Origin of the sequence: Cyanobacterium sp. T60_A2020_053, assembly GCA_015272165.1 — a bacterium.
In the GTDB taxonomy this organism is placed as follows: Bacteria; Cyanobacteriota; Cyanobacteriia; order Cyanobacteriales; family Cyanobacteriaceae; genus Cyanobacterium.
Genome location: JACYMF010000058.1, coordinates 15,974 through 30,301, shown reverse-complemented (window position 1 = coordinate 30,301; position 14,328 = coordinate 15,974). Strand labels below are relative to the sequence as shown.

Sequence of the window (14,328 nt, the reverse complement as noted above, 5' to 3'; positions counted from 1 at the left end):
GCCCTCCACCGTTCAAAAAATATTAACCACCAAAAGCCACAGGAAAAGTTAATTTTAGAGCTGCAGTGAGTAATAAATTAACTAAAGAAACAGGAAGCAAAAATTTCCAACCTAAATCTAATAATTGGTCAATTCTTACCCTTGGTACTGTCCAACGTAATAATACCGCAATAAATACCAAGAAATAGGCTTTTAATACCATCATGGAAATACCCAAGGAAGCCAAAATGACTTGTAACCAAGGAGTAGTTTCGCTGATACCTAACCAACTGGCAACGTTTTCTACAGGTACAGGAAATGTCCAACCACCTAAGTAAAGCACGGCAAACACAAGAGCGGATAACACCAAGTTAACATAAGAACCTACATAAAATAAAGCAAATTTCATGCCAGTATATTCAGTTTGATAACCTGCGACTAACTCTTCTTCAGCTTCGGGTAAGTCGAAGGGTAAACGCTCACATTCTGCTAAAGCTGACACCCAAAAAATTAACAATCCTACGGGTTGGCGCCAAATATTCCAGCCTAAGATGCCATATCCTGATTGTTGCTCCACCATATCAATGGTACTTAAACTATTGGACATCATCACCACTGCTAAAACTGCAAGGGCGAGGGGAATTTCATAGCTAATTGATTGCGCGGCTGCCCTTAATCCTCCTAAAAGGGAGTATTTGTTATTGGAGGCATAACCTGCCATTAATAAACCGATGGGCGCAATACTAGAAAGGGAAATCCAGACGAAAATACCCACGTTTAAATCGGTAATGACGAGGTTTTGTCCAAAGGGAACGATAAGATATGATAAAAATACGGGAATTACTACGATAGCAGGACCTAAGGTAAATAAGATAGGGTCTGCTTTAGCAGGGGTAATATCTTCTTTGAAGACTAATTTAATACCATCGGCTACGGGCTGTAATACGCCCAAAGGTCCGGCGTATTCTGGACCAATTCTTTGTTGGGCGGCGGCGGAAATTTTACGCTCTAACCATACGGTAACTAAGACTCCCACGGTGGCGCCAATAATCATTAAAATTAGGGGTAAGGGTATCCAGAGAGTTTTGGCTAATTCTGCGGATAATCCTAATTCTTTCAGGGAGGTGATAAAACTTCCTTGTAAGTCTATGCCTGAGTTCATTTTCAGTATTTTTATTATTTTTTATTTACTTATGCTGTTCATTCTATACTAAACTAGGTTTTAAACCAATATAGTGGGATATTAATTATTATCATTATTGCCCTTTCGTCTTCTTTACTCTTTGCCCTTTTGACTTTTTGTGTGATTTTTGCTTTAGTATGTCTAGGTTTAAACATTCTCTCTCTACGGTAATTTTTAGCCATCTGGATGATTTTTCTGAGGGTTTGTTTTCTTCTGCTTATTTCCGTCCTACTGCTTATTTCTTGCTTGGTTTGACGGGCGCACTCGGTGATAAGTCGTTAGTTTCTGCGGTGATGGGCGCTGGTTTTTTACTCTTTTTTCTCTACAATTACCCTCGTTTTTCTTTTTCGTCTTCTCTTTTTAATTACATTTTTTCCCCCCGTCAGCGTCATTTTTCTTTAACGGTTTTGGCTAGTGCGACGGGCGCTGTTTTGATCTATTTCTGTATGGAATTGTATCAGCACATAGATAATTCTTGGTTAACCAGCGCCCTCCTCCTCCAATCAATTATTAGTATTAGTACTTTAATATTTTTGGGCTGGTTTTTTCTTAACAATAAGTCTCTTAATAATTCACCTAAAACTAAATTTACTGAACTAATTTTTAGTTTAAGTTCTGATGCACCGTTACAGCGTTTATATGGTCTTAATCAGATTAATTCTTATTGGCAAAGTGGTAATTTTACTTTACAAGAAATTATAGAAATTAGAGAATATTTACAAGTGATGAAACAGATTGAAACTGATTTAACTATTAAAAATAAGATTCTTTTATTATTAGAAACTATGGTGGAGGGCGCTGATTATCAGAAAATCAATAATGTTAATTATACTGTCAAAAAACCTTTATCAATTAAAAATAAATCTTTGCAAACAATAGTTATTAAATAAGACTAGATAATGGACAATAGATAATGAATTATACATTATTACTCCCCTCTCCTGTGGGAGAGGGGTTGGGGGTGAGGGCAAAATATTTTAACCTAAAGTCAAGCGCCCTCCCCAAAATATTAAGAGCATAAATAAAGCAATAATATCATTATTTTTTATGCTTAATTGGTGCCATTGTACTTGATGCTCATTGGGTGTGGTGAATCCTCTTGCTTCCATGGCAATGGCAATTTGCTCGGCTCTTAACAAAATATTTTCTAGTAATTTTTCCATGACAATTACCCAGATTGAAATACTTTTTTTAATACCTAATTTTTTCCATTTTATCGCCCTAGTCCGAATTGACCTAATTAAATTTTGTATTTCTTCTAAAACCAGAGGAATAAATCTTAACGATAGAGTTAAAGTTAAAATAACCTCTGTTATTGGTAATTTTAATCTTTTTAACGGTACAAGTAAATCTTCTATTCCTGCGGTAATTTCTTCAGGTGCTGTAGTTAATAAATATAAATTACTACTATAAATTAATGTAAATAATAATGTACCAACTTTTATACCCAAATCTAATGATCTTCTAGTAATTTTAAAGTTATTAAATTCATATAAAATATACTGATAATCAGTAGGTTGATTAATGGTTATTTCACTTTCTGGTAATCGAGGTTGATAATTAATAACTAAGCCATCAGGTGCAATAGCTGTTAATAATATCACGAAGAAACTAAATAATAATAGCCATGTAATTTGTTTTTTTTGCACTCGCCAAGGTATAAATGATAACCATGTAATTAATAATAAAAAAGCCACTAAAAATAAACGCCAAGGGGCGCTGGATAATAAAGGCGATAAAATTAAGCTCATTAACCATGCTAATTTTACTCTAGGGTCAAGTTGATGTAACCATGAAAAGGGTTTTTCTATATATAATCCAATGGGAAGTGATCTTAATAAATCCATAATTTCAATAAATATTTAGAATGTGCTGAAAAAGTATTTTGGTGAGGGGAGGTGTCAGGTTTCGGCTGTCGCGGTGTCGCGGTGAAATGCTTATAAATTAAAGACTTTAGCCAAATATTTATTTTTCATAGATTGCTACTTTACATCAAGAATTTTTGATTAGGGTAAACAAAAGAGGGCATTTTAGAGAAAATAGGGGCTGATCAAATCATAATTGATTGGTCAATCGGTTAAACTTTTTACTTGTTACTTTTTACTTGTGACTTCATGAAGGCATGGCAGATGTTAATTTGTATAAGTTAGACTGTTAGGTTAAAATTAGTTAGTTTTATATTCAAAACTATTATGATAAGTGACCAAACCCGTTTACGCAACGAATTTATAAATACGCAAGTAATTACTCGAAGTACAGGGAAAAAACTAGGGGTAGTCAAAGAAGTATTAGTGGATGTGGATCGCCGAGAGGTGGTAGCTTTGGGTTTAAGGGATAATGCGTTAGCCCTTTCTGGTATTCCTAAATATATGTATCTTAGTAGTGTGTCTCAAACTGGAGATGTGGTATTAGTGGAGACAGAAGACGCTATCGAAGATATGGACATCGAATTATATAGCGTTTTAATTAATTCTGAAGTAGTTACGGAAACAGGTGAGCCTTTGGGCAAGGTGAGAGATTTTCAATTCAATCTTGAAACTGGAGAAGTTGACTCCATCACTATTGCAGCGCTGGGTTATCCTCAAATTCCTGATCAGTTAATTAGTACCTATCAACTATCAGTAGAAGAAATTGTTAGTAGTGGCCCCAATCGGATTATTGTTTTTGAGGGCGCTGAAGAAAGGATCACACAAATAACAGTGGGAGTTTTAGAACGTTTGGGCATCGGGCGCCCTCCTTGGGAAAAAGATGATGAGGAAATGTATTACGCGCCCACCACCGCCCCCGAAAATCAGTTACCGACGGGGATGCCTTCTCGTCCCGTAGCGCCCCCCATGGCTCAACGTCAGCCCGTTATGGAAGAAAATTGGCAGGAAGATGAATGGGAGGAAGTGCGCCCCATGACGCCTCCCCCGCGCCGTCAAATGCAGAAACCTTTATATGAAGAGGAGTTAGAGGAAACGAACTGGGGTGCTGATGCCATCGAAGCAGAACCAACCCCTCGTTATCAATCCTCTGATGCACCCCGTAGCGCCCGTTATGATGATGCTATGGCGGAAGACGTGTGGGATGATGAAGATTCTGAATATCGTCCTCAACGGGTTAATATTCCCCAGAAAAAGAAAATGCCTGAATATGAGGAAGAATATTAAATTTGGTTAGGGTGGGAAATTATGAATTATGAATTATGAATTATGAATTATGAATTATGAATTATGAAATAATAATTTCCTTTGCCCTTTTCCCTACCTCAACGACACTACTTTTTCAGTACCATTTAAGCAAAATTCCACATGACTAAATTATCATCTAAATGATCAGTAACGGTTTTACCGATGTCACTAATTTTCTGTAAATCTTCCGCACTGAAATCAATGTGCATCGCTTGAGCATTTTCCTTGACTTGTTGACTATTTCTAGCGCCCACAATCCCATTGGTTTGCGGTTGGTTGATTAACCACACCAGCGCCCCTTGCCCCGGAGTACAATTATAAGCCTTGACGATGGGCGCTAATTGTGCTAAACCATTTTGGACTCTTTCCCAGTGGGGAGATTGAAATAAACGATGATCTTTGCGGTGATCGCCTTCGGCAAAAGTTGGTTTTGAGCCAAATTTGCCTGTTAAAATGCCTTGAGCGAGGGAAGAATAAGCCAAAATTGAAATATTATGCTCCACGCAGTAGGGTTGGATTTCCTTTTCAATGCCACGCCAAAACAGGGAGTAAGGGGGTTGAATGCTGTCAATTTGCCCATATTGTCTCGCTTCCTCTAACTGCGCTACGGAGAAGTTAGAGACACCAATGGCGCGTATTTTGCCTTCTTGTTTGAGGTGATTTAATGCTCTCATGGTTTCTTCTATAGGTACGATGGGAGTATTCCAAGTGCCAGAGGGCCAGTGAATTTGGTATAAGTCGATGTAGTCGGTTTGTAAGTTGGTGAGGGAATTATGACAGGCTTCGATTACTTGCTCATATTGCAGATGGTTAGCAAATACCTTGGTGGCGTAAATCACTTCATCTCGGCGCTGTTTTAAGGCTTTGCCCACTATTCTCTCGGAATGTCCTTCTCCATATACTTCGGCGGTGTCGATGGTGGTGATGCCTAAATCTACTGCTTCTTGAATGGCTTTGATGCTTTCTTTGTCTTCGATTCCCGCCCACATTCTCTTACCTGCTTGCCATGTTCCCATAATTATGGGGGTGATGTGGAGGGCGCTGTTTCCTAATTGTCTTTTAGTATTCATTTTTGCTTACATTTACTTCACTTTTTTTATTGTAAATGACTTCTCTTTTTTTCCCAGATTTCCTTCTTGAAAGTAGGGTTTGGCAAAATCAAAGTAGAATAATATAAATAGTCTTAGAAAATTAGTTATGACTACAAAATATAATGTTAGGCTGATCAAAGAAGGGAAAGAACAAATTTTAACCCTCCCTTCAGAGTTAAGTTTTAATTGAGATCAAATCTATGCAAAAAATGTCTATTGTTACCCCCCTACAACCATAAGGGTTTCAGCCTTCTGACTGCTTTAACTCTTACTGCTAGTGTCGCTAGTTTTGCGGTTTTTAGTGATGGGGCGGAGGGCGCTGTGATTATTACTGGTGAGGAAACTGGTGGTAATGTGATTTTCACTTACTCTGGTAAGATTGATACTACGGTACTTGATTCACCCATTAATGCTGGTACTGGTAAGTTAATTGATCCCATTAATTCTCGGTTCTTTAGTTCTGGGGATGATAATTTTACCAATAACAGATTTTATCTTATTTTTTTACCTGGTTCTGGACCTACAAATTTTGGCACAGCAGAACAAATATTAGCTTCTTCTGCTACTGGTGATTTATTTGGCTTTAGTAATTCAAAATCTTCATTGCAAATTGCACTCAAAAATAATTATGTTTCAAATGATCCTATTAATGGAAGTCTAACTTTTGATAACGCTACTTTTAGTAGTTTAGGAGTTGATGACAGTCAGTCTTATATTTGGACATTACTACCTAATAATGATACTATTACCCTCCAGTTTGCTTCTCCTACCCCTGTGCCAGAACCGAGTATGGTTTTAGGTACCGTGGTGGTTTTGGGTTTAGGCGGTTTATTCGGTAAAAGGAAATAATTAGCCCTCACACCCAACCCCTCTCCTCTGGGAGCAGGGGGTTTTCATTCTCAAAAATGTTAGTTTCTCAAACTAGCCAATAATCTGAAATTCAGAGGTTTTTAACTACCAATAAATCAATTAATAGTAAAAAATCCTCCTGTCTCCCTGTCAACCTGTCTTCTTGTCAAAAACAAATCAATTTTGATCCTGACTTTGAAAACGCCCTGCTCTGGGAGAGGGGAAAAGATGGATTTGGTTTAAGGAAGCCAATTTTCATCTAAAATTTGCTCTAAATCAGTAATGGGAGTTTGAGGGAAAGTATTAAGAGGAAGCCTTGATCTTTTACAGGCAATATCTCGTGCATCCTGATAAGATTCGTCAAATATTTCTTCGAGGTAACGTTTAAGACTTGGACTGGCTTTTAATTCTTTTCTGATGAGTTTACGAAGATTAGCTATTTCTCCTTCCCAATGTCCTCGATTTTTTTCTCTTTCCACTTCCCAATAACCTAATTTTAAAAGATGTTCAATTAATCTCATCAATAGACTTTCCATTTTCCTTCTTTTGCGTTCCCTCAAATCTAAAACCTCCTCAATTAAATTCTCCCAATCGAGAGAATCTAAATCTCTTTTTGCTAATTTTTCAACGGTTTTTAATATCCAGAGATTATAGTCAGTATCGTATAAACTTTTTTCTTGTTTGATTAATTCTTGTACCATAATTTTTATTTCTCTTTATTCATCTTCATTACAGTTTCTGGTGACGAAAGTTTTAAACTCCTTGCCCATATATAATTAATTTAATTTTGCACGATAAATTATTGTCAGAATCAAAGTAATAGTTTATTTTTAAGAGAAAATTAAGAATAAAAAAAAGTAATTATTCTTGATAACTACAAAATATTTATTGGTGTATTTCTAAAAATTAGCCTTGTGAAAGTGTCAGTCAGTCAGTAAAATAAAACAATGAAATAAAAACAAAAACACTGATAATGTCTATAATACCCGAATTACCTCAAATTCTCGGCTCTCGTTTATCATTTCAAGGCAGGAAATTTCAATTTGAAGTGAATAAATATCGTTTACCCAATGGGGTAGAGGGAGAATGGGAATGTATTCGACATCCGGGGGGCGCTTTGGCTGTACCCCTCACCGATGATGGTAAGTTAGTATTAGTAAGACAATATCGTTTTGCTGTCAAAGGTCGATTATTAGAGTTTCCTGCTGGTACAGTAGAAAAAGGAGAAAATCCCGAATTAACTATCAGACGAGAAATAGAAGAAGAAACGGGGTATCACGCCCAAACATGGCATAATCTGGGCAAATTTCCCCTAGCGCCCGGCTATTCAGATGAGTATATTTACGCTTTTTTTGCCAAAGATTTAATAAAATTAGCGCACCCCCCCCAACAGGATGACGATGAAGATATAGAAGTAGTTTTAATGACTCCCCATGAGTTTGAACGAGCTATTATGACAGGTAGTAGTATTGATGCTAAGTCTATTTGTAGTTATTTTTTAGCACGTCATTTAATTCACGGCAAATAAAAAAATAGCTTTGCTAATTTTAAATATGATTTGTATTTAATACCGACCAGTAAACGATTAAATAACCAATATTTAAGATTATGAATTTTTTATTTTCATAGCTTAAATCAGCAACACAAAAAAAATTATTTGAGAGTACAACCTATATCAAGTCCGCTTGATCAGCCGAAGGCTGCCGCTGCGCGATCATTTATAAATCAATTAACAATAATCTTAGTTCAATTTATTGAACGAGATACTATTGGTTCCGTGTAATTCATTACACGGTGGGTAAAGTGCGAAGAGACAATCTATTTATAACAAATTACTCGAACATGATATTAAATGAAAACTAACTTATGTCACGGCGGAAAATCTTACCGTTATGAGTGTTAAGAGATGGCGGTAAATCTTCTAGTTTTACAGTGGTTAAATCTTTCATATTATAGGTGGTATAAGTAGTTAATTGTGGACTTTCAAAATCAATATCAATTAAAGTGACATTTTGCATAGGTGGTACATTTCCACTAATCAAAGAACGACTGCCTTGCCCTAATACTCCAGCGTGTAGCATTTGTAAATTACCTTTGTGCGCTGGATAATAGGCGTGATGATGACCACTTATGTAAGTATGAACGTTATACTGTTCTAACATTTCCCGTAATTGATCAGCATTATTTAGCACCTCCCCCGGTTTGTCTCGCCCTTTAGCCACACCGTAAAGGGGTAAATGACCAATCATAAGGCGCATTTTGGCATTTTTTGCCTGTGAGGATGTCAGCGCCCCTCGCACCCATTGTAACTGCTGGGGAGAGATACGACTGTTAGAAGCATCCCAAACTAAAAAGAAAAGGTCTTGAAAAGTAAAGGTATAATAAAAGGGAAAATTGGTACTATCGACAAAGTTTAATCGAGTATCCTCTTTATGACTAAGCCAATATTGTTGGGCAAAATCTCGATCTCTTTGAAAAGTAAATCGACTTTCTGCTATATTAAAACTGGCTGAACCGTCATGATTGCCGATGGTAAAAGCAAAAGGCATCTGTAAATCTCGCAAAGGTTGAGCGACTATACGATCAAATCCTTGCCACATTTGTTGAATTTGAGCATTGCTAAGGGAGTTTTTTTGTCCAGCAATCATATCCCCCCCACAAAGTACCAAATCTGGTTGCCATGAAAGGATCAAATCCAGCGCCCGTGACACTTCTGGCTCGTATTCTGTTGAGCCATAAGCGCTGTTGAGATCGCTAATTACTAATAATCTTATATCTCCTTTTGACGGTTGAGAAATGAGGTGAGGGGCTTGGGTAATGGGGTGAGGGGCTTGAGAAATGGGGTGAGGGGCGCTGGTACTTACCATACTATAAATTACAATAATAATACAAGTAATTACGCCACCAATAAAATGTAAATTTCTGCGATTCATAAAATGTTAAAATAATAAGTTATGAAAGATCATTTAACCATTTTTGTAAATCATCGAAACTATTAAAATCAAATAAATCCTCTGCTAGAGTTTCTAAATCATCAATATCCAGCGCCCTCACCTGCACTTTTAAATCATCATTGATTTCCCCTAATTTACGAGCTAATAAACGGATAATTAATTCTTTATCTTTATCAATTCGTTGCTGTAATCCTTGAACCAAACCTCTTTCCTCAGCCATTTTTTCTAGTGGGCTAATTAACGGCATGTTTCTTTTCTCCTCATATTGACTAATTTTTTCTTTTAAATTTAACTGTAATTCTACTGGTAAAGTCATCATTAAATCGATAAACTTAAATAGTTTTACTACCTCAATTTTACTGTATCCCTTTTCATATAAACTCCTAACTAAAGTCCATTTCCATTGTGACCTTTCTTTTAAATTTTTAGTAGTTGCTTTGGTTTTTAAATGTGCCATGATCATGATAGCAAAAGGGTTTAAATTTTCCTCTAAATCTGACCATTTTTCTTGATAATCAATTAATTTAATCACAGGAAAATTGAGATTTAGTTGACATCCCCCTACCTCATAACCGTAGTGTGACGGGCGCCATTTTTGGCTTTCATCCCCTAGTATAGCAAGGCTAATCACTGGTTTTCTTTTTAGCTCAAAAATACGATAATGGTAGATGAACATTCGTTGGCTAAAATCCTCATCATACTGACTTTGGATCTCAATATGAATTAATATACATAATGTTTTTTGGTCTTTTAACCATACTTGAAATAATCGATCTACTATCCTTTTGATGTCTTGAGAATCAGCAGTAATTTTACTCAATTCTTTATCTAAAGAAATGGGGGTTTTTGACCAATCGATAAGGTGATAAATATCGGGGAAGAAAAATAGCAAAAATTGCTCAAAATATTCCCCGATTGCCTCTTTTCATGGTTCATCATAATTAGCGTTTAATTCTGTCATTTAGATAACCATGTTTGTAAATCATCGAAACTATTAAAATCAAATAAATCCTCTGCTAGAGTTTCTAAATCATCAATATCCAGCGCCCTCACCTGCACTTTTAAATCATCATTAATTTCTCCTAATTTACGGGCTAATTGACGAATAATTAATTCTTTATCTTTATCAATTCGTTGCTGTAATCCCCTTTCTTCAGCCATTTTTTCTAGTGGGCTAATTAACGGCATTTTTCTTTCCTCCTCGTACTGGCTAATTTTTTCTTTTAAATTTAATTGTAGTTCTACTGGTAAAGTCATCATTAAATCGATAAACTTAAATAGTTTTACTACTTCAATTTTACTGTATCCCTTTTCATATAAACTCCTAACTAAAGTCCATTTCCATTGTGACCTTTCTTTTAAATTTTTAGTAGTTGCTTTGGTTTTTAAATGTGCCATGATCATGATAGCAAAAGGGTTTAAATTTTCCTCTAAATCTGACCATTTTTCTTGATAATCAATTAATTTAATCACAGGAAAATTGAGATTTAGTTGACATCCCCCTACCTCATAACCGTAGTGTGACGGGCGCCATTTTTGGCTTTCATCCCCTAGTATAGCAAGGCTAATCACTGGTTTTCTTTTTAGCTCAAAAATACGATAATGGTAGATGAACATTCGTTGGCTAAAATCCTCATCATACTGACTTTGGATCTCAATATGAATTAATATACATAATGTTTTTTGGTCTTTTAACCATACTTGAAATAATCGATCTACTATCCTTTTGATGTCTTGAGAATCAGCAGTAATTTTACTTAATTCTTTATCTAAAGAAATGGGGGTTTTCGACCAATCGATGAGGTGGTAAATATCGGGGAAGAAAAATAGCAAAAACTGCTCAAAATATTCCCCGATTGCCTCTTTCCATGGTTCGTCATAATTAGCATTTAATTCTGTCATTAGAAAGCAGAAATATTTTTAAATTGAGTTTTATTAGCGTTAGCTGACTCGCCACAGGTGCGAGGGGTGGGAAAAATTTTCTCAGGATTCGCTAAACCAAAGGGATTAAAAACTGCGCGCACATATTGCATCGTTTCTAAATCTTCTTCGCTAAACATTTGCCCCATATAACATTTTTTATCACTACCAATGCCATGCTCACCAGAGAGGCTTCCCCCTACTTTAACGCAGAGTTTGAGTATTTCTCCTCCCAATTCTTCTACTTTCTCAAAACTACCTTTTTCGGCTCCATTGTATAAAATTAAAGGATGTAAGTTGCCATCCCCAGCATGAAACACGTTAGCAATACGATAACCATATTTTTCGCTCAAGGCATTAATTTCCCCTAACACAAAAGGTAATTGAGAGCGTGGCACAACCCCATCTTGGACAAAATAATCGGGGCTAATTTTACCCATAGCAGCAAAAGCCGCTTTCCTACCTTTCCATAATTTTAATCGAGTGGGGGCATCTTCAGCGCCCGTCACCGTGCGCGCGCCACACTGTAAACAAATGTCCTTTACCTGTTGACGATAATTATTAACTTCCACTTCCAAACCGTCTAACTCCACCAAGAGGATAGCTTGGGCATCCCGGGGATAACACTGAGTCGCCACCACATCTTCTACGGCATTGATACTAAAATTATCCATCATTTCCATACCAGCCGGGATGATGCCGGAGCGAATAATTTGCGCCACAGCGCCCCCCGCCTCCTCTACACTATTAAAATCGGCCAACACTACCGAGATACAATCAGGGGTTTTGAGAATCTTTAAAGTGATTTCCGTGGCGATGCCTAGAGTGCCTTCTGAGCCTACGAATAAGCCTGTTAAGTCATAACCGGGGGCTTCAGGCACTTTGCCCCCCACCTTGACGATTTCCCCGGCTGCGGTGACGATGGTTAAGCCTAAAACGTGATTAGTGGTGGTGCCATATTTGAGACAATGCACCCCCCCCGAATTTTCGGCAATATTACCGCCAATAGAACAAATGATCTGACTAGAAGGATCAGGCGCATAATAATAACCAGCGCCCTTCACCGTTTCCGTTACCCAATTATTGATGATACCGGGTTGCACGGTGATGCGTTGATTTTCATAGTCAACATCCAATACCTGTCGCATTCTCGCCGTGACAATTAACAAACAATCTTCGTAAGGTAATGCACCCCCTGATAAACCTGTACCAGCGCCCCTCGCCACCCACACAATGCCATATTTATTACAAATTGTGACAATTTCCTTGACTTGTTGAGTATTTTGTGGCAATGTTACTACCGTTGGACGTTGACGATATTGGGGTAAACCGTCACATTCATAGGTCAAAAGTTCTTCTTTTTTCTTAACTACTCCCCTTTTACCGAGGATGTCTTCTAATTCCTTGATAATTTGTGGCCATGGGTGGAGGGCGCTGGATTTCATATTTTCTCTGTGGTGGTGTATTTCTTTATATATTTTAGGTGATAATATGGCACAGAGATAGACGAAGCGAGGGAAAAAGAAAGCAGGAAGAGATTTACTAAATCTTAGATTTTCTATATAAACGGATCTAAAATGACATAAAAGGACAAATAAATAAAAAGTTTGTGAAAGTATTCGATTTCGGTTTCAGAAAAGTAATATTTGATGTACGATAAAGGGAGATTTTGGTTGCCCCTTTTGGGGAAGTACCTTACAAAAATAGGATAGTAATACTATTAACGCTTCCGTGGGTGAAGCAGTCTGTTAAATCAGATAACATAAGTGTCTTAAAAATATTTTTTAAGGCTTTGAGGGATACCTCCTTTTGAGTATTTTACTCAAATGCTATTGCAGTTTATTACGGTATATGCCGTTTTATTCTGCATAAACGTATCAGATAAGTAAAAAATGGAAAATTTACAAATAAAAGAAGTTTGTCAACAATTAAAAATCAATTCCCAAACTATTTATTACTACGAAAAAATTGGCTTGATTTCCCCTCCGCAACGTAGTGAATCAGGTTATCGTCTTTTCACCACAGAAGATGTGGAAATTTTAGCATTTATCCTACGGGTAAAGTCTCTCGGCTTAACTCTTGAGGAAATTCGACAATTATTAAACCTCAAGGAAGGGCGCTCTTTATCTTGTCAAGCAGTTTATAATCAATTAAATCATAAAATAGAAGAAATTAATCAAAAAATTAATCAACTACAAGCACTAAAAAAGGAATTAACACCACTTTTAGATCAATGTAAAACTAACATGAATAATCACAATTTAGACCATCAATGTCAAGTTTTAAACCTGACATAAAACTAATATAGCAATCCTAAATCATTGGTGAGAATTAAAAGGGTTATAACAAGCGCCTCCTAAAACCCAAAGATTACGCAAAACACCTAGATTTATAAGCATTTCACCTGAAACCTGACACCCGAAGCCTGACACCTCTCCTCACCAAAATATTTTTTCAGCAACCCCTAAATATAGATAGTAAAAATTATTATTTGTAAGCAAAATGAATCTTTTATTTTATTAAAAATTCCTGTACTGTAACGACTAAACTTCTATATTTTTTTATGGACTTCATTACTAATAAATCCTTATCTCCAGTAACTAAATAAGACGCTTTAGAATCCTTAGCTAAGGCTAAAAATTTATTATCATCGGCATCTCGACAATCATTAACTATCGACTCAACCTTAATAAATAAACTATTTTCTTTCAAAACATTCAAAAATTTTTCTCTTTCTAGGTTGGAAATATATTTGTCAAATCTGGCTTTATATATTCTCGTTATTAACTCTTGATATGTTTCTTCACTTTGTACTAAATAAAAATATTTATAGGCTTTATCTAATGCTTTTCTGGCACTTCCTTGAGGGCTTAAAACCGCACTAATTAAAATATTAGTATCAAGTACAATTATTTTAGGATTCATCAGCTAGTAATTCCGTTAAAATATCTTCTGTTAAACCTTTTGCTTGAGCATTTTTGCCAATCTCATCACATACTTCTAATAAATTAGTGAACTCAGAATAATTTTCTTGACTAATTTTTTTATAGTCTAGTTCTAAAAACCAATTTCGCAATTTTAAAAAATCACTATCAGGAAGATCAAGAATTGCTTGTTCAATTTCCGTAATACTCATAGATACAAAAATTATAATTAGTTGATAATCATTAATTTTAGCT

14 protein-coding genes and 1 pseudogene are annotated in these 14,328 nt (G+C 36.2%); 5 read left to right on the top strand and 10 right to left on the bottom strand.

Annotated features, from left to right (window positions below; translation table 11 throughout):
* Positions 1 to 22 precede the first annotated feature (22 nt).
* Positions 23 to 1,141, bottom strand: a complete 1,119-nt coding sequence (nuoH, locus tag IGQ45_08240) for an NADH-quinone oxidoreductase subunit NuoH (GenBank protein ID MBF2057202.1) — start codon at positions 1,139 to 1,141, stop codon at positions 23 to 25.
* 158 nt (positions 1,142 to 1,299) lie between these two features.
* Here nuoH and IGQ45_08235 point away from each other — a divergent pair, with 158 nt between their 5' ends.
* Positions 1,300 to 2,052 carry a hypothetical protein gene (locus IGQ45_08235; GenBank protein ID MBF2057201.1) on the top strand — a complete coding sequence of 251 codons (753 nt, stop codon included), beginning with the start codon at positions 1,300 to 1,302 and terminating at the stop codon, positions 2,050 to 2,052.
* A gap of 87 nt (positions 2,053 to 2,139) precedes the next feature.
* Here the strand turns inward: IGQ45_08235 and IGQ45_08230 are convergent, their stop codons facing one another.
* Complete coding sequence (locus IGQ45_08230) at positions 2,140 to 3,009, bottom strand: hypothetical protein (protein MBF2057200.1); 870 nt, start codon at positions 3,007 to 3,009, stop codon at positions 2,140 to 2,142.
* Between the two features lie 345 nt (positions 3,010 to 3,354).
* Between IGQ45_08230 and IGQ45_08225 the strand changes: the two genes are divergently transcribed.
* Positions 3,355 to 4,314: a PRC-barrel domain-containing protein gene (locus IGQ45_08225; GenBank protein MBF2057199.1), complete on the top strand. Its 960-nt coding sequence runs from the start codon at positions 3,355 to 3,357 to the stop codon at positions 4,312 to 4,314.
* 125 nt (positions 4,315 to 4,439) lie between these two features.
* Here IGQ45_08225 and IGQ45_08220 read toward each other — a convergent pair whose 3' ends face one another.
* A complete protein-coding gene (locus IGQ45_08220; GenBank protein ID MBF2057198.1) occupies positions 4,440 to 5,405 on the bottom strand; it encodes an aldo/keto reductase in 966 nt (321 codons plus the stop codon).
* Between the two features lie 237 nt (positions 5,406 to 5,642).
* Between IGQ45_08220 and IGQ45_08215 the strand changes: the two genes are divergently transcribed.
* The gene (locus IGQ45_08215; protein ID MBF2057197.1) at positions 5,643 to 6,275 is read left to right on the top strand and encodes a PEP-CTERM sorting domain-containing protein; all 633 of its coding nucleotides are present in this window, start codon (positions 5,643 to 5,645) and stop codon (positions 6,273 to 6,275) included.
* Between the two features lie 239 nt (positions 6,276 to 6,514).
* On the opposite strand, the gene IGQ45_08210 is transcribed toward IGQ45_08215, so the two are convergent.
* A complete protein-coding gene (locus IGQ45_08210; protein MBF2057196.1) occupies positions 6,515 to 6,976 on the bottom strand; it encodes a DUF29 domain-containing protein in 462 nt (153 codons plus the stop codon).
* Positions 6,977 to 7,248: 272 nt separating this feature from the next.
* Between IGQ45_08210 and IGQ45_08205 the strand changes: the two genes are divergently transcribed.
* Positions 7,249 to 7,803, top strand: coding sequence for an NUDIX hydrolase (locus tag IGQ45_08205; protein MBF2057195.1), 555 nt, complete (start codon positions 7,249 to 7,251; stop codon positions 7,801 to 7,803).
* Positions 7,804 to 8,134: 331 nt separating this feature from the next.
* On the opposite strand, the gene IGQ45_08200 is transcribed toward IGQ45_08205, so the two are convergent.
* The 4 genes and pseudogenes from IGQ45_08200 to glcD all read right to left on the bottom strand — a co-directional run bounded on the left by IGQ45_08200 (position 8,135) and on the right by glcD (position 12,594).
* Positions 8,135 to 9,208 carry a metallophosphoesterase gene (locus IGQ45_08200; GenBank protein MBF2057194.1) on the bottom strand — a complete coding sequence of 358 codons (1,074 nt, stop codon included), beginning with the start codon at positions 9,206 to 9,208 and terminating at the stop codon, positions 8,135 to 8,137.
* A gap of 19 nt (positions 9,209 to 9,227) precedes the next feature.
* Positions 9,228 to 10,190: pseudogene (locus IGQ45_08195) on the bottom strand (DUF4351 domain-containing protein).
* Entirely contained in the window at positions 10,187 to 11,131 is a 945-nt protein-coding gene (locus IGQ45_08190; GenBank protein ID MBF2057193.1) for a DUF4351 domain-containing protein, read from the bottom strand. The pseudogene IGQ45_08195 and the gene IGQ45_08190 overlap by 4 nt, the downstream one beginning before the upstream one ends.
* Positions 11,131 to 12,594 (bottom strand): glycolate oxidase subunit GlcD, encoded by a 1,464-nt coding sequence (glcD, locus tag IGQ45_08185; GenBank protein MBF2057192.1) that lies wholly within the window; start codon positions 12,592 to 12,594, stop codon positions 11,131 to 11,133. Before glcD ends, IGQ45_08190 begins: the two co-directional genes overlap by 1 nt.
* A 447-nt stretch (positions 12,595 to 13,041) precedes the next feature.
* Here glcD and IGQ45_08180 point away from each other — a divergent pair, with 447 nt between their 5' ends.
* On the top strand, positions 13,042 to 13,446 hold the full coding sequence (locus IGQ45_08180; GenBank protein MBF2057191.1) for a heavy metal-responsive transcriptional regulator: 405 nt from the start codon (positions 13,042 to 13,044) through the stop codon (positions 13,444 to 13,446).
* Positions 13,447 to 13,660: 214 nt separating this feature from the next.
* Here the strand turns inward: IGQ45_08180 and IGQ45_08175 are convergent, their stop codons facing one another.
* Both IGQ45_08175 and IGQ45_08170 read right to left on the bottom strand, forming a co-directional pair.
* A complete protein-coding gene (locus tag IGQ45_08175; protein MBF2057190.1) occupies positions 13,661 to 14,074 on the bottom strand; it encodes a putative toxin-antitoxin system toxin component, PIN family in 414 nt (137 codons plus the stop codon).
* A complete protein-coding gene (locus IGQ45_08170) occupies positions 14,064 to 14,285 on the bottom strand; it encodes a hypothetical protein (GenBank protein MBF2057189.1) in 222 nt (73 codons plus the stop codon). Before IGQ45_08170 ends, IGQ45_08175 begins: the two co-directional genes overlap by 11 nt.
* Between the last annotated feature and the right edge of the window lie 43 nt (positions 14,286 to 14,328).